This is a genomic window from Pantoea leporis (assembly GCF_028048155.1).
In the GTDB taxonomy this organism is placed as follows: Bacteria; Pseudomonadota; Gammaproteobacteria; order Enterobacterales; family Enterobacteriaceae; genus Pantoea; species Pantoea leporis.
Map to the genome: position 1 here is coordinate 1 of NZ_JALMEU010000008.1, position 18,093 is coordinate 18,093.

Genomic DNA, 18,093 nt, shown 5'->3' on the forward strand with positions numbered 1-18,093 from the left:
CCTAATTAGGGGCGTAGTTCAATTGGTAGAGCACCGGTCTCCAAAACCGGGTGTTGGGGGTTCGAGTCCCTCCGCCCCTGCCAGAAAATAATCCTTTGCTTCGGCAAAGGATTTTTTTTGTCCAAAATTCGGCAGTGAAATGAGTTTGAGTTTCACTGTGATCCACTCAAACTCCCTCATTTATTATCTTATTGTGTCAAAACCGGATATTTAAGCAGCTGACGAATGTGACTTTGCTGATCGCTATTCTGCAGCCACACCGCATATAACGGTCGCACGGCGACGGGTGTATCTGGAATAACCATCAAATCACTATAAATGCCGTGCCAAAAATCAGGTAAAAAGGCACAAGCACCGGTGGTATGCAGTAATTCGCGTGTTAAATGTGCGGATGTGGTGGTTAATACGGGAACATCATCACTGGACAGATAACTTTCATGCTGATGAAAATCTGCGCCCCATTCCAGCTTGATATAGTCATATTTTTCACGCTTCTCGGTTTTACGCGCCCGGAATAATGCGAGCGAAATATGCCCTATTTGCTGGCTGGTTAACTCATCCATTTTTGGCGCTTCAGTTGTGATCAACAGGTCCAACTGACGTTCATGCAATTGCTTAACCAGTAAATGTCGCTGGGCGATAAGTGCCTCGAGATGAAGGCTTTCGCGATTCTCATAAAGTGTTTGCAACCAGGGAGTTAAGTACGCTTCCCAAAGGGATGCGCTACCTCCTATTGAAAGCTCATGATGCTGTTGTGTATGCGAAACTTCCTTTTTGGCCATCAGCCAGGTGCTCATCAAGCTTTCGGCATAGGGTAATAAACGCTCGCCTGCTGAAGTCAGCCGGATGTTATTACGGTGACGAGTAAAAAGGTTTACGCCCAGCTGATTTTCCAGCTGACGAATGCGAAAACTAACGGCAGATTGCGTGAGGTAAAGCGCTTCAGCAGCACGCCCGAAATGGCGTGTTCTGCTCACTTCGAGGAAAGTTTTCAGTAATTCCGTATCCACTGCATTCTCCCAAAAATTGTTTGTCGTACTGATTTAAATGTTTTGTTTTACACTCTGTCAAGCCTATCTAATACTCCGCGCCATAAATAGCACGGCCATATGAGAGTCAGGAGCGTGTAAAATGGCGGATAGCTTCGCAACAACGAATCGTTTCTTTGATAACAAACATTACCCACGTGGTTTTTCGCGTCATGGTGATTTCACCATTAAAGAAGCTCAGCTTCTGGAGCGCCACGGTTACGCCTTTAATGAACTGGATCTCGCTAAGCGTGAACCCATTACAGAAGAAGAGCGTTCATTTTTAGAAGTATGTCGTGGTCTTCGTGAGCCACAAACGGAAGCTGAACGTGTATGGTCGAAATACACCGCACGTATCAAGCGACCTAAGCGTTTCCATACGCTATCTGGCGGCAAGCCGCAGATGGATACGGTGGAAGATTTTAGCGATAGCGATGATTAAGAATAGCGGGGCTTATATAAGCCCCGTTTTTTATTCCAGAGTCTTGTGCAGATAGATCATTAAGCGGTCGATGCTGCGATATCCCACCGCTTCCTGCAAATGACTACGAGTAATCTGCTCTTCACCTGCTAAATCAGCTATTGTCCTGGCCACCTTTAAAATCCGCTGCCAGGCGCGTACTGAAAGCCCCAACGAATTCAACACTTCTTCCAGCCATTCAGCATCCTGCTGCTTCAATGGACACCAGCGCAAAATCTCTGGGTTAGAGAGATGAGCATTCACTTTTCCGCTGCGTGCTGTTTGAATCTTTCGTGCGGCGAGGACGCGAGTTAAAACTTCAGCGCTGCTTTCGCTGACTTGTTGTTTCTTACTCAGAGACCCACTGGGAAGAAGTGGGACCTCTAACGATAAATCAAAGCGATCGAGAAAAGGTCCTGATAACCGATTGAGATAGCGCAACACCTGCTGAGGTGATGAGCGATTATGGTTGCCCTGATAATGCCCGGTCGGGCTGGGATTCATCGCGCCGATCAATTGAAAGCGCGCGGGATACGTCACTTTAGCGCGCGTGCGTGAAATGGCGATTTCCCCGGATTCAATCGGTTCGCGCAAAGCATCAAGCGTTCTGCGCTCGAATTCTGGCAGCTCATCGAGGAATAACACGCCATTGTGTGCCAAGGAGATTTCTCCCGGCCGCGGCAAGGAGCCGCCCCCAACCAGCGCATAGAGTGATGAACTGTGATGAGGCGCTCTGAACGGCCGTTTGCGCCACTGATGATGGAGATTGCCACTGCTTACCAGACTGGCGATAGCGGCGCACTCCAGCGCTTCCTGGTCGTCTAACGGTGGCATGATACCGGGCAGACGCGTCGCTAACATGGTCTTGCCGGTGCCAGGCGGCCCAATCAGTAATAGGTTATGCCCGCCAGCTGCGGTGATCTCCAGTGCACGTCGGCCCTGATCCTGGCCAATGATATCGCTGAGGTCCTGCTTTTCCTGTTCAAGCGTTTCGGGCTGATAATGCGCGACAGTGAGAGTGGTTTTGTTATGGAGAAACGCACAGATTTCTACCAGATGTTTGCCAACCAGCGTCTCGCCTTGTTGAATCAACCCTACATCCTGTTGATTCTGTTCAGCTAACACCATTTGTCTGCCTGCTTGCAGTGCCGCCATCGCAGCTGGAATAGCGGCCTGAACGCCACAGAGCGCGCCGTTAAGTGCTAACTCACCCAGGAATTCAAATTGCCCCAGTTTTGCGTCTGGCAGCTGCTCAGAGGCCGCCAGAATGGCGATAGCGATGGGGAGGTCATAGCGTCCGCCCTCTTTTGGCAGATCGGCAGGCGCCAGATTGATGGTGACGCGTTTCGCCGGGAAGGTGAACCCGCTATTAATAATCGCGCTTCGCACCCGTTCCCGCGCTTCTTTTACCGTGGTTTCAGGCAGTCCAACCAGCGTCAGGGCCGGCAAGCCGTTGCTGATGTGCACTTCCACCGTCACCAGCGGAGCCTGAACACCCAGCGCAGCTCGTGTTAATACCTTCGATAAAGACATAACCGCTCCTTGTTGTCCTTATCATCAAAGCAGCCAGACAGATGAACAATGGCTTACTGCTCAACTTCAGAGCCAGATTCCTTACATTCCCTGATAATTGCCGCTCTTTCACTGAAAATCAGAGCTTGCTCGTAAACTCCAAATGAAGATTACGACGCGGGAGTTATGAATTTTTATCACAAATGTAAATAACCTTTTATTTACAATGTGATAACGGCGGGCCGCCAGCGGCATCATAAAATTTTCCAATGAAAATTATTGTCAACGGCACGCTAACTATGGTAACTCTGTAGGTATTACTTCGAACAATCGAAAAAACAAACAACACATGAAAGCCCTTCTACAAGTGATTAGCCTAGTCGTGATTAGCGTGGTGGTGATTATTATCCCACCGTGCGGGGCATCGCTTGGAGAAAGAAAGGCTTAAAAATCAAGTCTGGAATTCCAAAAACCCCCGCACCGAAAGGTCCGGGGGTTTTTTTTTGACCAGGCTAAATATCAGCAAATTAGCGAGGAACAGATTATGAGCAGTAGCATAAAATTCTGTTGTTCCCCTAGGAATACAGGAGAATAACCATGACAGGTGCACAGTGGGTAGTTCAGGCTTTACGCGCGCAGGGTGTCGATACAGTGTTTGGCTATCCTGGCGGCGCAATCATGCCAGTGTACGATGCGCTCTACGATGGCGGCGTGGAACATCTACTGTGTCGTCATGAGCAAGGTGCGGTGATGGCTGCTATCGGTTATGCCCGCGCAACCGGCAAGACTGGCGTATGTATCGCCACTTCGGGGCCCGGCGCCACCAACCTGATCACCGGTTTGGCGGATGCGATGATGGATTCGATCCCGGTTGTGGCGATCACCGGCCAGGTATCATCGGCCTTCATCGGCACCGACGCCTTCCAGGAAATAGACGTTCTTGGTTTATCGTTAGCCTGCACCAAACACAGTTTCCTCGTTGAATCGCTTGATGATTTACCCTCAGTGATGGCAGAAGCTTTTGCCATCGCGCAATCGGGTCGTCCCGGCCCGGTACTGGTCGATATCCCGAAAGACATTCAGATCGCCAATGGCGAACTGACGCCTCATCTGCTGCCAGTTGAGGAAGAAATCGGCCACTCCGCGCAGCACATTGCAGAGGCGCGCACATTGATGGCGCAATCGCATAAGCCGATGCTGTATATCGGTGGCGGCGTGGGTATGGCGCAGGCGGTTCCAGCCTTACGTGCCATGGCGCAGGAAACCGGTATTCCGATGGTTTCTACGCTGAAAGGTCTTGGCAGCGCGGATGCCAGCAGCGATCTCTATCTCGGGATGCTGGGCATGCACGGCACCAAAGCCGCTAACCTCGCGGTACAATCCTGTGATTTGCTGATTGCGGTTGGCGCGCGTTTTGACGACCGCGTTACTGGCAAGCTGGACACCTTCGCGCCGCACGCCAGCGTCATCCATATCGATATTGATCCTGCCGAGCTGAACAAACTGCGCCGTGCTCACGTTTCACTACAAGGCGATATGAATCAGGTGCTGCCGGCACTGAGCATGCCAATGCACATTGATGGCTGGCGCAAGGAAGTTAGCGCGATGAAAAGCGAGTTTGACTGGCGCTACGATCATCCAGGCGAAGCCATTTATGCGCCGTTGTTGCTGAAGCAGTTGTCTGACCGCAAAGCGGACAGCGCCGTGGTCACCACCGATGTAGGTCAACACCAGATGTGGGCCGCTCAGCACATGAGTTTCACCGCGCCAGAAAACTTCATCACCTCGAGCGGTCTCGGCACTATGGGCTTTGGCCTGCCGGCGGCGATTGGGGCGCAGGTAGCACGTCCGGAGGACACAGTGATCTGCGTGTCTGGCGATGGTTCTATCATGATGAACATTCAGGAGCTGGGCACCATCAAGCGCGGCAAGCTGCCGGTGAAAATTCTGCTGCTGGATAACCAGCGTCTCGGCATGGTGCGCCAGTGGCAGCAACTGTTCTTTGATGGTCGCTACAGCGAAACCATTCTGACCGACAACCCCGATTTCCTCACGCTGGCCAGCGCGTTTGATATCCCAGGCCAGCACATTAGCCGTAAAGATCAGGTCGACGCCGCCCTCGATGCTCTGCTGAACAGTGAAGGTCCTTACTTCCTGCATGTTTCGATAGATGAGCATGAAAACGTCTGGCCATTGGTACCGCCGGGTGCCAGCAACGCAAACATGATGGAGAAAACCGCATGAATCAGCATCAATTGTCTATTGAAGCCCGCTTTCGTCCTGAAATATTGGAGCGCATTTTGCGTGTCGTGCGTCACCGTGGTTTCCAGGTGTGTGCGATGAATATGGCCACCGCGGTCAATGCGGAGAACATTAATATCGAAATGACCGTTGCCAGCCAACGCTCAGTCGATTTACTGTCTTCGCAGTTAAGCAAACTTATGGATGTCGCTTGCGTCGAGATCCAACAACAGACAACACAACAAATCCGCGCATAGTCGCCAAAGGAAAAAGCAATGAGTACGAAGAAAGCAGACTTTATTTGGTTCAATGGTGAGATGGTTAAGTGGGAAGACGCCAAGGTCAGCGTTATGTCTCACGCCCTGCACTACGGTACTTCTGTGTTTGAAGGCGTGCGTTGCTACGACTCACACAAAGGTCCAGTGGTGTTCCGCCACCGTGAGCATATGAAGCGTCTGCATGAATCCGCTAAAATTTATCGTTTCCCGATTAAAGCCAGCGTTGATGAGTTGATGGAAGCGTGCCGCGAAGTGATCCGCGTGAACAAACTGAAAAGCGCTTATATCCGTCCGCTGGCCTTCGTGGGTGACGTGGGTCTGGGTGTGAACCCGCCAGATGGCTACACCACCGATGTAATCATCGCTGCCTTCCCTTGGGGTGCTTACCTGGGCGCTGAAGCGCTGGAAAACGGTATCGATGCCATGGTTTCTTCGTGGAACCGCGTTGCACCAAACACCTTGCCAACCGCCGCGAAAGCGGGTGGTAACTATCTCTCCTCTCTGCTGGTAGGCAGCGAAGCGCGCCGCCACGGCTATCAGGAAGGTATCGCGCTCGACACCAACGGCTATATTTCAGAAGGTGCTGGCGAAAACTTGTTCGAAGTGAAAGATGGCATTCTGTTCACGCCGCCGTTCACCTCTTCAGCGCTGCCGGGCATCACCCGTGACGCGATCATCAAGCTGGCGCAAGACATGGGTATTGAAGTGCGTGAGCAGGTTCTGTCGCGCGAATCCCTGTATCTGGCCGACGAAGTCTTCATGTCAGGTACTGCAGCGGAGATCACTCCGGTGCGCAGCGTCGACGGCATTCAAGTCGGTGAAGGTAAACGTGGTCCGGTCACCGGTCGTATCCAGAAGGCATTCTTTGGCCTGTTCACTGGCGAGACGGAAGACAAGTGGGGCTGGTTGGATCCGGTTAACGCATAACGAGATTTTTTGCGGGCGTCAGATGGCGCCCGCAACCTTATTATTACTGGAGTAAATAGAGCATGCCTAAGTACCGTTCCGCCACCACCACCCATGGACGTAACATGGCCGGTGCCCGTGCCTTGTGGCGCGCGACAGGAATGACCGACGACGATTTCGGTAAGCCGATTATCGCCGTGGTCAACTCATTCACCCAATTCGTACCGGGCCACGTGCACCTGCGCGATCTTGGCAAACTGGTTGCTGAGGAAATCGAAGCAGCTGGCGGCGTGGCCAAAGAGTTCAACACCATTGCGGTGGATGACGGTATCGCCATGGGTCATGGCGGCATGCTGTATTCACTGCCTTCACGTGAGCTGATTGCCGATTCAGTGGAGTACATGGTTAACGCGCACTGCGCCGATGCCATGGTGTGTATCTCCAACTGCGACAAAATCACCCCAGGCATGCTAATGGCGTCACTGCGCCTCAATATTCCGGTGATCTTTGTGTCTGGCGGCCCGATGGAAGCCGGTAAAACCAAACTGTCTGATCAAATCATCAAGCTGGATCTGGTTGATGCAATGATTCAGGGCGCCAATCCGAACGTCAGCGATGCCGACAGCGATCAGATCGAACGTTCTGCTTGTCCAACCTGCGGTTCCTGTTCCGGTATGTTCACCGCCAACTCGATGAACTGTCTGACCGAAGCGCTGGGCTTGTCGCAGCCGGGTAACGGTTCACTGCTGGCCACACACGCCGATCGTAAAGAGCTGTTCATCAATGCCGGCAAGCGCATCGTTAGCCTGACCAAACGCTACTACGAGCAGGATGACGTCAACATGCTGCCGCGTAACATCGCCACCAAAGCGGCGTTCGAGAATGCGATGACGCTGGATATCGCTATGGGCGGTTCCACCAACACCGTTCTCCATCTTCTGGCTGCCGCGCAGGAAGGCGAGATCGATTTCAATATCTCCGATATCGACCGTCTGTCACGCAAAGTGCCGCAGTTGTGCAAAGTGGCGCCAAGTACGCCGAAATATCACATGGAAGATGTGCACCGTGCGGGTGGCGTTATCGCCATTCTCGGTGAGTTAGATCGCGCCGGTTTGATCGACACCAGCGCGCGCAACATCCTGCAGCAGAGCATGCGTGAAACCCTGGATCAGTACGACATCATGCTGACCAAAGATCAGGCGGTGAAGGATATGTTCCGCGCCGGTCCTGCTGGTATTCGTACCACCAAGGCGTTCTCGCAGAACTGCCGTTGGGACACGCTGGATGATGACCGTACCGAGGGTTGTATTCGTACTCGCGAACACGCGTACTCGCAGGATGGCGGCTTAGCTGTGCTTTACGGCAACATTGCCGAAGATGGCTGTATCGTTAAAACCGCGGGTGTAGACAAAGAGATCCTCACCTTCAAAGGCCCGGCGAAGGTGTACGAAAGCCAGGATGATGCAGTTGAAGCGATCCTTGGCGGCAAAGTGGTAGCCGGCGACGTCGTGGTGATCCGCTACGAAGGACCGAAAGGCGGACCGGGCATGCAGGAAATGCTCTATCCGACCACTTATCTGAAATCCATGGGCCTTGGCAAAAGCTGCGCACTGATCACCGATGGTCGCTTCTCTGGCGGCACGTCAGGCTTATCGATTGGTCACGCCTCTCCGGAAGCGGCGAGCGGCGGCACCATCGCGCTGGTGAAAGATGGCGACATGATTGAGATCGATATCCCGAACCGTGGCATCAAGCTGGCGGTACCGGATAACGAACTGCACGCCCGTCGTGAAGAAGAGCAAGCGCGCGGCGATGCGGCTTATACCCCGCACGGCCGCGTACGTGAAGTCTCCTTTGCCCTGCGCGCCTATGCATCACTGGCGACCAGCGCAGACAAAGGCGCGGTGCGCGATAAGTCCAAGCTGGGAGGCTAACCGATGGCTGAGTCTCAACCGCTCTCCGCGACGCCAAACGGCGCGGAGTATTTGCGCGCAGTGCTGCGTTCACCGGTGTATGAAATTGCCCAAGTGACGCCACTGCAAAAAATGGAAAAAATTTCATCGCGTCTTGGCAACACCATTCTGGTGAAGCGTGAAGATCGTCAGCCGGTGCATAGCTTCAAGCTGCGCGGGGCTTACGCGATGATTGCCGGGCTGAACGAAGAGCAAAAAGCGCGCGGCGTGGTGACGGCTTCGGCTGGCAACCATGCGCAGGGCGTGGCACTCTCGGCCAGCACGTTGGGCATCAAATCACTGATTGTGATGCCGCTGGCCACGGCAGACATCAAGGTTGATGCAGTACGCGCATTTGGCGGTGAGGCTTATCTGTTTGGTGCCAACTTCGACGAGGCGAAAGCCAAAGCGATTGAGCTGGCAGAGCAGCAGGGTTACACCTTCGTTCCTCCGTTTGACCATCCGGCAGTGATCGCCGGGCAGGGCACGCTGGCGATGGAGTTGCTGCAGCAGGACGCGCATCTCGATCGCGTCTTCGTGCCGGTAGGCGGCGGCGGTCTGGCGGCGGGTGTCGCGGTGCTGATCAAACAGCTGATGCCGCAGATCAAAGTGATCGCCGTGGAATCGGAAGATTCAGCCTGCCTGAAGGCCGCGCTGGATGCGGGTGAACCGGTAGATTTGGCGCGCGTGGGCTTGTTTGCGGAAGGCGTGGCTGTCAAACGCATCGGCAGCGAAACCTTCCGTCTGTGTCAGGAGTATCTCGATGACATCATCACGGTGGATAGCGATGCAATTTGCGCAGCGGTGAAAGATCTGTTCGAAGATGTGCGTGCCGTGGCGGAACCTTCCGGCGCGCTGGCGCTGGCGGGTATGAAGAAGTACATCCAGCTGCACGACATCAAAGGTGAGCGCCTGGCGCACGTGTTGTCGGGTGCCAACGTCAACTTCCACGGCTTGCGCTATGTCTCCGAACGTTGCGAACTGGGCGAACAGCGTGAAGCGCTGCTGGCGGTCACCATTCCAGAACAGCAGGGCAGTTTTCTCAAGTTCTGTCAGACCATCGGCGGGCGCTCCATCACCGAGTTCAACTATCGTTACGCCGATGCGGATAACGCCTGCATTTTCGTCGGCGTGCGCTTAACGCGCGGGCTGGAGGAGCGCGGTGAGATCATCAGCCAACTGAGCGAAGCCGGTTATCACGTGGTGGATCTGTCGGATGACGAAATGGCCAAGCTGCACGTGCGCTACATGGTGGGCGGACGTCCATCGAAGCCGCTGCGCGAACGCCTGTTTAGCTTTGAATTCCCGGAAGCACCGGGCGCGCTGCTGAAGTTCCTGCAGACGTTGGGTGCGCACTGGAATATCTCGCTGTTCCATTATCGCAGCCACGGCACCGATTATGGCCGCGTGCTGGCGGCATTTGAAGCCAACGATCAGGAACCGGATTTCGAAACCCATCTCACCGCGTTGGGTTATGAATGGCATGACGAAGCGAGCAATCCGGCGTTCCGTTTCTTCCTCGCCGGGCAGTGATTACAGCTGGTGCCAGAACGCATTGATAAGCGGCTCTCCGAGCCGCTTTTTTTGTACGCAAACGCCGAGTTCCAGCGGTGCGACAGACTCCACATTCTCCAGCGTCAATACGCGATTGCGCACCGGTTCCGGGCTGTTCTCCAGCACCACATCCGGCAGCAGCGCAATACCACATCCCAGCGCCACCATCGACACAATCGCTTCATGCCCGGAAACCGTGGCATAAATCTGCGGATTGGGCATGCGCTGGCGACGGAACCATAAATCGATGCCACGGCGTGCAGGTCCTTGGTCCGGCAGGATAAACGGAATCTGCGCCCAATCGGGTTGCTCCTGCGTCGCCTGATTGCGCACCGGGCAAGGCAGCGCCGGGGCGATCAGCACCAGCGGAATCAGGCCCAGTGGCGTAAAATCTATGCTGGCCGGCAGCGATTCTGGGCGACCGGCAATGGCGAGATCGGCGTCGCCGGACTGCACCATCTCAATCGCATCGGCGGCATCACCGGTGGTGAGTTTGATCTCTACCTGCGGATGTTCAGCGCGAAAGCGATCAAGAATCGGCGGCAGATGGCTGTAAGCGGCGGTTACCGAGCAGAACAGGCGCAGTTCGCCGCTCAGCGACGGGCCGTTAAGATCCATCACATGGCGTAACTGCTGATACTGCAGCAACGTCTGCTGCGCAAACTGGCGCAGGCGCTCACCGGCTTCGGTGAGCGTGACGGTGCGGTTATCACGCAGGAACAACGCGTGACCGACATCCTCTTCCAGGCGCTGAATCTGGCGCGAAAGGGTTGAAGGGCTGACGTGCATGGCACGCGCGGTGCGACCAAAGTGGCAGCTTTCAGCCAGATGAAGGAAGAGTTTCAGGTCTCGTAAATCCATGCGCGTATCGCCTCAAGGTTATGTTGCAAATTATGCAATGTCACCTTGCTAATATATCAATTTAAGCAACGGATTTCCTGTCATATGATGGGGTCATTCGCGGCGTAAGAGACAACGTCGTTACTGAACAAAAACAAACACAACATCTAACCGGAGTACCCATGGCTAATTACTTCAACACATTGAATCTGCGCAATCAGTTAGCGCAGCTGGGCAAATGTCGTTTCATGTCACGCGACGAATTCGCAGATGGCGCTAGCTTCCTGAAAGGCAAGAAAGTGGTCATCGTTGGCTGTGGCGCTCAGGGTCTGAACCAGGGTCTGAACATGCGTGATTCTGGTCTGGACGTGGCGTATGCCCTGCGTGCTGAAGCGATTGCTGAGAAGCGTGCCTCTTTCCGCAAAGCGACCGACAACGGCTTCAAAGTCGGTACTTACGAAGAGCTGATCCCACAGGCCGATCTGGTGGTTAACCTGACGCCAGACAAGCAGCACTCGGCGGTCGTTCAGGCTGTTCAGCCGCTGATGAAAGATGGCGCTGCGCTGGGTTACTCACACGGTTTCAACATTGTTGAAGTGGGCGAAACCATCCGCAATGACATCACCGTAGTAATGGTGGCACCGAAGTGCCCAGGTACTGAAGTACGTGAAGAGTACAAGCGTGGTTTCGGTGTACCTACGCTGATTGCCGTTCACCCGGAAAACGATCCGAAAGGCGAAGGCATGGCGATTGCTAAAGCCTGGGCAGCAGCGACCGGCGGCGACCGTGCAGGCGTGCTGGAATCTTCCTTCGTTGCGGAAGTGAAATCTGACCTGATGGGCGAGCAGACCATCCTGTGCGGTATGCTGCAGGCCGGTTCTCTGCTGTGCTTCGACAAGCTGGTAGCTGAAGGTCACGACGCGGCTTACACCGAAAAACTGATTCAGTTCGGCTGGGAAACCATCACCGAATCACTGAAGTTTGGCGGCATCACGTTGATGATGGATCGCCTGTCTAATCCGGCAAAAATCCGTGCTTATGCGTTGTCTGAGCAGCTGAAAACCATCATGGCACCGCTGTTCCAGAAGCACATGGATGACATCATCTCTGGCGAATTCTCTTCAGGCATGATGGCTGACTGGGCTAACGACGACAAAAACCTGCTGACCTGGCGTGAAGAGACCGGCGCAACGGCATTCGAAAACGCACCGCAGTTTGATGGCAAAATCGAAGAGCAGGAATATTACGACAAAGGCGTCGTGATGGTTGCGATGGTGAAAGCAGGCGTTGAGCTGGCATTCGAAACCATGGTTGACGCGGGCATCATCGAAGAGTCGGCTTACTACGAATCACTGCACGAGCTGCCGCTGATTGCTAACACCATCGCACGTAAGCGTCTGTATGAAATGAACGTGGTTATCTCGGATACCGCAGAATACGGTAACTACCTGTTCTCCTTTGCGGCAGTTCCACTGCTGAAAGAGTTCATGACCACGCTGCAGCCGGGCGATCTGGGCAAAGCAGTTGAAGGTACGCAGGTGGATAACGCGCAGCTGCGTGACGTCAACGAAGCCGTTCGTCAGCACCCAATCGAATCTGTAGGCCGCAAACTGCGTGGCTACATGACCGATATGAAACGTATCGCTGTCGCTGGCTAAGCCACGCGCGACACAGTTTTCAGCACAATAAAAAACCCCGGCTTGCCGGGGTTTTTTTATTCGTGCTCGCTGTTGCTCTAGGTGTGTGCTCGGTGTCCCCCTCCTCGGTCCTCCCCCATGAATGGGGGAGGAAGATGCTGCCATTTGTTAGTTCTGAAGCTGCATGTGGCAGCGTCTCCTTCCCCCGCTAGCGGGGGAAGGCCGGGATGGGGGACAGCAAGCACGTACAAAGTACCGCCAGCTCAATCACACCGCTTCATACAGCGTCTGATTTCGCGTCTCTTTACAGGCAATCAGCGCGATCAACGTCAACACCGCCATCGAAGCCAGATAGAAGCCCACCGCCTGCAAACCGTAATGGGCGTTCAGCCAGGTGGCGATATAAGGCGCTACCGAGGCACCAAGAATCGACGACAGGTTGTAAGAGAACGATGCGCCGGTATAACGCACTTCCGTTGGGAACAGCTCTGGCAGCAGCGCGCCCATCGGACCAAACGTCAGGCCCATAATGCTTAGACCAAGGATCAGGAAGCCCATTACCAGCACCTGAGAACCGGAACCCAGCAGCATTGGGAACATCAATGCAAAGGCGATAATCATCAACGTAATGGTGATCATGGTTTTACGACGACCAAAGCGATCGGCCAGCAGACCGGCAATCGGCACCATCACACCAAAACCAATCACCGCCACCATCAGCATCCACAGGAAGCTGTTACGCGAATAGCCAAGGCCAGCCGGTGCGGGTGCAGTGCCGTAACTCATCGAATACACGGTCATGATGTAGAACAGCGTGTAAGTGGCGAGCATGATGAAGGTGCCGAGAATGGTGGCGGTCAGATGCTTACTCAGCAGCGTGCCGATCGGCATTTTCACCTGTTTGTTCTCTTTCTGCACTTTGGCGAATACCGGGCTTTCATGCAGCGAAACGCGCACATACAGGCCAATTAACACCAGCACCGCAGAGAGAATAAACGGCACGCGCCAGCCCCAGTTCATGAACTGCTCGTCGGTCAGCAACCAAGAAAGCAGCAGGAACGTGCCGTTAGCGAAGAAGAAGCCAATCGGCGCGCCGAGCTGTGGGAACGAACCATAAAGCGCACGTTTCTTCGCCGGGGCATTTTCGGTCGCCAGCAGCGCCGCGCCGCCCCATTCGCCACCAAGGCCAAGACCCTGACCAAAACGCGCCAGCGCCAGCAGCAGCGGCGCTGCCACGCCAATGGTTTCATAACCTGGCAGTAAACCAATCAGCACCGTCGAGACGCCCATGGTCAGCAGCGATGCCACCAAGGTGGCTTTACGGCCAACGCGGTCGCCAAAGTGTCCAAACACGGCAGAACCGATAGGACGCGCCACGAAGGCGATCGCGAAGGTCGCCAGCGACTGCAACGTGGCCACGGTCGGATCGCCCTGCGGGAAGAAGATGTGCGGGAAAATGATCACCGCAGCGGTGGCATAGATATAGAAATCGAAGAACTCAATGGCGGTGCCGACAAGCGATGCCACAACCACTTTGCCACGTGAATTGACCGGCGTGTCGTCGTGTTTTTTGTCGAGTGTTTCTGTGATGGAGGCTTGCATAAGTGTTTCTTAATTGTAAATGTAGACAGAGAATCTTACGCACCTGGTTTGCGGCATTCAATGGCGAAAAACCGCGTCAGACCGGGCTTTTTCGGCGAATAAGTGGATAATTTCTGAGTTGCTGCGATCAGTGGCGGATGGGAACGGGAAGTGTCACTTTTTTGGCGGGAATCTCTGCAAAAGGGCCAAATTAAAGTGACCCTTTAGCGTTTCCTGCTGGTTTTTGCTGAAAAAGCAGCCAGCAGGAGACATTTTTAGCTAGTACGGCAATTGTAACAACCTCGTTGGCTTATTTAGCCTGATGCGGCTGCGGCATCTCTTTATCATCTTTGTATTTGGCGGTGGCGATCCACGCGGCGCAGAACAGCGTCAAACGCGCAAAGAAGTAGAAGAACGCCATTAAGCCGAGTACTGAACCAAAGGCCGCGCCCGACGGCGAGCTTGCCAGCTTCGGCAGCGTCAGCGTCATTACAAACTTGATCACCTCAAAGCCAATCGCCGCCAGCAGCGTGCCGCGGAACAGCGCTTTTTTACGCGGCTTGTGGCGCGGTAAAATCCAGAAGATCCACAGGAACAGCAGATAGTTAGCCAGGATAGAGATGGATAACGCAATCACCGTCATCGCTGGACGCAGCCACTCAATGTCTTCCAGCCCCAGCGCGTTAACGATCGCTGCCTGCGCCGCGCCGGCAATCGAGGTCAGCGACAGCGTAATCACCAGCGCAAACATCAAACCCAACAGCGAAATCAGATCGCGCGCGTACTTCTTCCAGAATTTCTCCTGATCGTCCGGCGTGCGTTCCCACACGTCGCGTGACTGCGCGCGCACCGCTTCACGCAGGTTGCCCATCCAGTTAATGCCGGAGTAGAGCGCCAGCAGCAAACCGGTTAATCCCACTGTGGCACGCTGCTGAATCGCGGTATTCACCGTATTTTTCAGCGTGGTGGCCAGCGTCGGATCGCTGATGCTGTTAACGATTTTGTTGATCAACTCGGTGAGCAAATCCTGATTCGACGCCAGCACAAAACCGACTGCCGCAAAGGAGACCATCAAAATCGGTATCAGAGAGAGAAAGGAGAAGTAAGTGATCGCCGCGCCAAACTGACTACCGAGGCGATCGTTAAAGCGTTCCAGCGCGCGCATAAAGTGCGCCACCGCCGGAATCGCCTGGAACCAGGCAGCGAAGCGCGACACATTCTGAATCGAGCCGTCCACGGTTTTATTGCCGGTTTTAATATCAATCAGCGGCTTGGCTTCTGCCTCGGCCGCGGTCTGTTTAGGGGTTTTGTCCGTCATAGACGATAGTCATCCTGTTCACTGCGAAAATACAATTATAGTCTGCTAAGTTACATATTCCTGCAGGACTTGGCTGAGCCATTCCATAAACACTCGCACGCGGCGCGCCACGTTGCGGCGATGCGGATAAAGCAGCGAGATGGGCATCGGTTTCGCCGGGAAATGATGCAGCACTTCCACCAGTTGCCCCGACTCCAGTAGCGGCTGTACGCCAATCGCCGGCACCTGAATAATGCCGAGCCCTGCCATACAGGCGGCGCGATAGGTTTCGGTGCTGTTTACCGTCACTACGCCGCCGGTTTGAACGTAATGACACTGTTTGCCATCAAAATATTCAAAGCCCAATGAAGGTTGTCCCAGTTGCTGGGTGTAATGCACCATCGCGTGTTGCGACAGATCTTCCAGCCGCACCGGCATGCCGAAGCGGGAAAGGTAGCCGGGGCTGGCGCAGTTGATCAAGGCGTGCGAGCCGATTTTCCGCGCAATCAGCCCGGAATCTTTCAGCTCGCCGACGCGCACCACGCAGTCAAATCCTTCGCGAATCACATCAACCTGACGATCGCTGCTGCTCAACTCAATTTCCAGACCGGGATAGTGCTGCAAAAACTCCGGCAATCGTGGCAGCACAAAGCCGGTCGCCATCGCCACCGACATGTCCACGCGCAATTTGCCGCTTAAGGTGCCGGGATCGTGCTGGAACAGGCTGTCCATGTCGTCGAGCATCGATAGTAAATCGAGGCAGCGATCGTAATAAACCAGGCCGTCCTGCGTCAGGTGCACACGTCGTGTGGTGCGATGTAGCAGGCGCGTCCCCATTTGATTCTCCAGCGCCTGCAGCTGGCGGGATACGCTGCCTTTCGGTAAACCTAAGCTTTCTGCCGCACGGGTAAAACTGCCCATTTCTGCCACCCGCACAAAAACCTGCATAGCGTGAATTTTATCCATGTTGTTCACCGATTGTTGTTGTTAGTGAAACAGTGCTGCGTATTCCTCTGCGTTTATAGATCAATTATTCACGAATATCCTTAACACGTGTTCAATTTTCCAACTGGAGCGAAACATGAGTCATAAAATTGCATTGATTACCGGCGGAAATCGCGGTTTAGGCAAGAATGGGGCGTTGAAACTGGCTGCCAAAGGCACTGATATCCTGTTTACCTATCGCGGGCACGCGGAAGAAGCGCAGGCGGTTGTGCAGGAGATTGAAGCGCTGGGCGCGCGTGCGGTGGCGTTGCAGCTGGATGTAGGCGACACCGGCACGTTTGACGGCTTCGTGGCGCAGGTGAAAGAAGCGCTGCAGAAAACCTGGCAGCGTGACAGCTTTGATTATTTAGTGAACAACGCCGGTCACGGTCACTACAAGCTGTTTGCAGAGACCAGCGAAGATGAGTTTGATGCGCTGGTGAATGTGCACTTCAAAGGGCCGTTCTTCCTGACGCAAAAACTGCTGCCGCTGATCGTTGATGGTGGACGCATCTTGAATATCTCCAGCGGATTAACCCGTTTGACGCTGCCGGGTTCAGGCACGTACGCCTCAATTAAAGGCGCGATGGAAGTGCTAACGCGCTATCAGGCCAAAGAGTTAGGCGAGCGCCATATCCGCGTCAACATTCTGGCGCCAGGCGCGATTGAAACCGACTTCGGCGGCGGTCGCGTGCGTGATACCAAAGATCTCAACGATCATATCGCTTCCGTCACCGCGCTGGGCCGCGTCGGTTTGCCAGATGATATCGGCGATGCCATCAGCGCGATCCTCAGCGATGAAACCGGCTGGATCACCGCACAGCGCATTGAAGCCTCAGGCGGCCAAGGTCTGTAAAAATATAAACTGATGCACATATTCGTAGCGGCGCAATTTATTGCGCAATAAATTGCGCCGCTACGGATGGTGCAGATTACAATTACAGCTCAATCGTCCCGTCAATCACCGTCACGGTTTGGCCACCAATCCAGATCGCTTTATCGCTAAAACTCACCTGAATGCGACCTTCCCGCTGAATCGCGCTGCCCTGACGTGCCCGATAATCCCGCGTTTGCTTGTTAGCCTCGAAGTAGCGTGCCAGACAGGCGTTGGCGCTGCCGGTCACCGGATCCTCAGTCAAGCTGCCGTTCTCAACCAGCAATGCGCGTACTTCATACTGCTCGTTTTCGCCCGACGGCAACGCACCAAAAATTGCCGTACCGTTAACCTCAGCATGCTGATGTAAACGGTGTAAATCGGCTGCTGACGGCACCACATCCAGCACCGCTTGCGCGCTACTCATCGGAATCAGCAACCAGCGAATACCCATATCAACGATGGTCGGCATTTGGCTGAGATCGAAGCATTCACTGTTCAGCGCGCTGCTCATCAGCGCATCACTGAACGGCGTTAATGTGGCGGCAGGCGCGGCAAACGCCAGCGCACCGTCATCGCTGATTTTCACCTCAACCAGACCAACGCCGCACACCTGCACGATTTTGCCCGGCGTTTTCAGCGGCCAACCGGCTTCCAGCAGCGCATGCGCGGTGCCTAACGTCGGATGCCCGGCAAAAGGCAGTTCACCTTCGACGGTAAAAATGCGCACGCGGTAATCCGCCGCCGCATCTTGTGGCGGCAGCACAAAGGTGGTTTCCGACAGATTGGTCCAGCGCGCAATCGCCGTCATCTGCGCGTCACTCAATCCCTGTGCATCCATGATCACCGCCAGCGGATTACCTTTAAACGCCGATGAGGTAAACACGTCCACCTGTTTAAATGCGACCTTCATTGTCACTCCTTCCTCGTTGAGGTTGTCTGAAATCGG

The 18,093-nt window shown here is 54.5% G+C and carries 16 protein-coding genes and 1 tRNA gene; 10 read left to right on the plus strand and 7 right to left on the minus strand.

Annotated features, from left to right (window positions below):
* Positions 1 to 7 precede the first annotated feature (7 nt).
* A tRNA-Trp gene (locus MWH02_RS17690) sits at positions 8 to 83 on the plus strand.
* Between the two features lie 105 nt (positions 84 to 188).
* On the opposite strand, the gene hdfR is transcribed toward MWH02_RS17690, so the two are convergent.
* The gene (gene hdfR, locus MWH02_RS17695) at positions 189 to 1,010 is read right to left on the minus strand and encodes an HTH-type transcriptional regulator HdfR (protein ID WP_271461143.1); all 822 of its coding nucleotides are present in this window, start codon (positions 1,008 to 1,010) and stop codon (positions 189 to 191) included.
* Positions 1,011 to 1,131: 121 nt separating this feature from the next.
* Between hdfR and MWH02_RS17700 the strand changes: the two genes are divergently transcribed.
* Entirely contained in the window at positions 1,132 to 1,470 is a 339-nt protein-coding gene (locus MWH02_RS17700; RefSeq protein ID WP_008106616.1) for a MaoP family protein, read from the plus strand.
* Positions 1,471 to 1,500: 30 nt separating this feature from the next.
* On the opposite strand, the gene MWH02_RS17705 is transcribed toward MWH02_RS17700, so the two are convergent.
* Complete coding sequence (locus MWH02_RS17705; RefSeq protein WP_110867717.1) at positions 1,501 to 3,021, minus strand: YifB family Mg chelatase-like AAA ATPase; 1,521 nt, start codon at positions 3,019 to 3,021, stop codon at positions 1,501 to 1,503.
* 328 nt (positions 3,022 to 3,349) lie between these two features.
* On the opposite strand from MWH02_RS17705, the gene ilvL reads away from it, so the two are divergent.
* The 6 genes from ilvL to ilvA all read left to right on the plus strand — a co-directional run bounded on the left by ilvL (position 3,350) and on the right by ilvA (position 9,910).
* Complete coding sequence (ilvL, locus tag MWH02_RS17710) at positions 3,350 to 3,448, plus strand: ilv operon leader peptide (RefSeq protein ID WP_071531048.1); 99 nt, start codon at positions 3,350 to 3,352, stop codon at positions 3,446 to 3,448.
* A 149-nt stretch (positions 3,449 to 3,597) separates the two neighbouring features.
* Complete coding sequence (ilvG, locus tag MWH02_RS17715) at positions 3,598 to 5,244, plus strand: acetolactate synthase 2 catalytic subunit (protein ID WP_271461144.1); 1,647 nt, start codon at positions 3,598 to 3,600, stop codon at positions 5,242 to 5,244.
* Positions 5,241 to 5,498 (plus strand): acetolactate synthase 2 small subunit, encoded by a 258-nt coding sequence (ilvM, locus tag MWH02_RS17720; RefSeq protein WP_101762784.1) that lies wholly within the window; start codon positions 5,241 to 5,243, stop codon positions 5,496 to 5,498. Before ilvG ends, ilvM begins: the two co-directional genes overlap by 4 nt.
* 18 nt (positions 5,499 to 5,516) lie before the next feature.
* On the plus strand, positions 5,517 to 6,446 hold the full coding sequence (locus MWH02_RS17725; protein WP_007888821.1) for a branched-chain amino acid transaminase: 930 nt from the start codon (positions 5,517 to 5,519) through the stop codon (positions 6,444 to 6,446).
* A 62-nt stretch (positions 6,447 to 6,508) separates the two neighbouring features.
* Positions 6,509 to 8,359, plus strand: a complete 1,851-nt coding sequence (gene ilvD, locus MWH02_RS17730) for a dihydroxy-acid dehydratase (protein WP_271461145.1) — start codon at positions 6,509 to 6,511, stop codon at positions 8,357 to 8,359.
* A 3-nt stretch (positions 8,360 to 8,362) separates the two neighbouring features.
* Positions 8,363 to 9,910 carry a threonine ammonia-lyase, biosynthetic gene (gene ilvA, locus MWH02_RS17735; RefSeq protein ID WP_217549805.1) on the plus strand — a complete coding sequence of 516 codons (1,548 nt, stop codon included), beginning with the start codon at positions 8,363 to 8,365 and terminating at the stop codon, positions 9,908 to 9,910.
* On the opposite strand, the gene ilvY is transcribed toward ilvA, so the two are convergent.
* On the minus strand, positions 9,911 to 10,792 hold the full coding sequence (ilvY, locus tag MWH02_RS17740) for an HTH-type transcriptional activator IlvY (RefSeq protein WP_271461146.1): 882 nt from the start codon (positions 10,790 to 10,792) through the stop codon (positions 9,911 to 9,913).
* Positions 10,793 to 10,953: 161 nt separating this feature from the next.
* Between ilvY and ilvC the strand changes: the two genes are divergently transcribed.
* Entirely contained in the window at positions 10,954 to 12,429 is a 1,476-nt protein-coding gene (gene ilvC, locus MWH02_RS17745; protein ID WP_101762782.1) for a ketol-acid reductoisomerase, read from the plus strand.
* A 246-nt stretch (positions 12,430 to 12,675) separates the two neighbouring features.
* Here the strand turns inward: ilvC and MWH02_RS17750 are convergent, their stop codons facing one another.
* From MWH02_RS17750 to MWH02_RS17760, 3 genes are all read right to left on the minus strand, one after another.
* Positions 12,676 to 14,010: an MFS transporter gene (locus MWH02_RS17750; protein WP_101762781.1), complete on the minus strand. Its 1,335-nt coding sequence runs from the start codon at positions 14,008 to 14,010 to the stop codon at positions 12,676 to 12,678.
* A 289-nt stretch (positions 14,011 to 14,299) separates the two neighbouring features.
* Positions 14,300 to 15,307 (minus strand): inner membrane protein YhjD, encoded by a 1,008-nt coding sequence (gene yhjD / locus MWH02_RS17755; protein WP_110867713.1) that lies wholly within the window; start codon positions 15,305 to 15,307, stop codon positions 14,300 to 14,302.
* Positions 15,308 to 15,352: 45 nt separating this feature from the next.
* The gene (locus MWH02_RS17760) at positions 15,353 to 16,252 is read right to left on the minus strand and encodes a LysR family transcriptional regulator (RefSeq protein ID WP_101762793.1); all 900 of its coding nucleotides are present in this window, start codon (positions 16,250 to 16,252) and stop codon (positions 15,353 to 15,355) included.
* 115 nt (positions 16,253 to 16,367) lie between these two features.
* On the opposite strand from MWH02_RS17760, the gene MWH02_RS17765 reads away from it, so the two are divergent.
* Complete coding sequence (locus MWH02_RS17765; RefSeq protein ID WP_137386742.1) at positions 16,368 to 17,126, plus strand: SDR family NAD(P)-dependent oxidoreductase; 759 nt, start codon at positions 16,368 to 16,370, stop codon at positions 17,124 to 17,126.
* Positions 17,127 to 17,208: 82 nt separating this feature from the next.
* Here the strand turns inward: MWH02_RS17765 and MWH02_RS17770 are convergent, their stop codons facing one another.
* Positions 17,209 to 18,057, minus strand: a complete 849-nt coding sequence (locus MWH02_RS17770; RefSeq protein WP_271461147.1) for a PhzF family phenazine biosynthesis protein — start codon at positions 18,055 to 18,057, stop codon at positions 17,209 to 17,211.
* Positions 18,058 to 18,093 lie beyond the last annotated feature (36 nt).

What these genes read in the sequence shown, in the direction of transcription:
- MWH02_RS17700 (WP_008106616.1), top strand. Translation starts at nt 1,132, where the DNA reads ATGGCGGATAGCTTCGCAACAACGAATCGTTTCTTTGATAACAAACAT.
- MWH02_RS17705 (WP_110867717.1), bottom strand. Translation starts at nt 3,021, where the DNA reads ATGTCTTTATCGAAGGTATTAACACGAGCTGCGCTGGGTGTTCAGGCT.
- ilvL (WP_071531048.1), top strand. Translation starts at nt 3,350, where the DNA reads ATGAAAGCCCTTCTACAAGTGATTAGCCTAGTCGTGATTAGCGTGGTG.
- ilvG (WP_271461144.1), top strand. Translation starts at nt 3,598, where the DNA reads ATGACAGGTGCACAGTGGGTAGTTCAGGCTTTACGCGCGCAGGGTGTC.
- ilvM (WP_101762784.1), top strand. Translation starts at nt 5,241, where the DNA reads ATGAATCAGCATCAATTGTCTATTGAAGCCCGCTTTCGTCCTGAAATA.
- MWH02_RS17725 (WP_007888821.1), top strand. Translation starts at nt 5,517, where the DNA reads ATGAGTACGAAGAAAGCAGACTTTATTTGGTTCAATGGTGAGATGGTT.
- ilvD (WP_271461145.1), top strand. Translation starts at nt 6,509, where the DNA reads ATGCCTAAGTACCGTTCCGCCACCACCACCCATGGACGTAACATGGCC.
- ilvA (WP_217549805.1), top strand. Translation starts at nt 8,363, where the DNA reads ATGGCTGAGTCTCAACCGCTCTCCGCGACGCCAAACGGCGCGGAGTAT.
- ilvY (WP_271461146.1), bottom strand. Translation starts at nt 10,792, where the DNA reads ATGGATTTACGAGACCTGAAACTCTTCCTTCATCTGGCTGAAAGCTGC.
- ilvC (WP_101762782.1), top strand. Translation starts at nt 10,954, where the DNA reads ATGGCTAATTACTTCAACACATTGAATCTGCGCAATCAGTTAGCGCAG.
- MWH02_RS17750 (WP_101762781.1), bottom strand. Translation starts at nt 14,010, where the DNA reads ATGCAAGCCTCCATCACAGAAACACTCGACAAAAAACACGACGACACG.
- yhjD (WP_110867713.1), bottom strand. Translation starts at nt 15,307, where the DNA reads ATGACGGACAAAACCCCTAAACAGACCGCGGCCGAGGCAGAAGCCAAG.
- MWH02_RS17760 (WP_101762793.1), bottom strand. Translation starts at nt 16,252, where the DNA reads ATGGATAAAATTCACGCTATGCAGGTTTTTGTGCGGGTGGCAGAAATG.
- MWH02_RS17765 (WP_137386742.1), top strand. Translation starts at nt 16,368, where the DNA reads ATGAGTCATAAAATTGCATTGATTACCGGCGGAAATCGCGGTTTAGGC.
- MWH02_RS17770 (WP_271461147.1), bottom strand. Translation starts at nt 18,057, where the DNA reads ATGAAGGTCGCATTTAAACAGGTGGACGTGTTTACCTCATCGGCGTTT.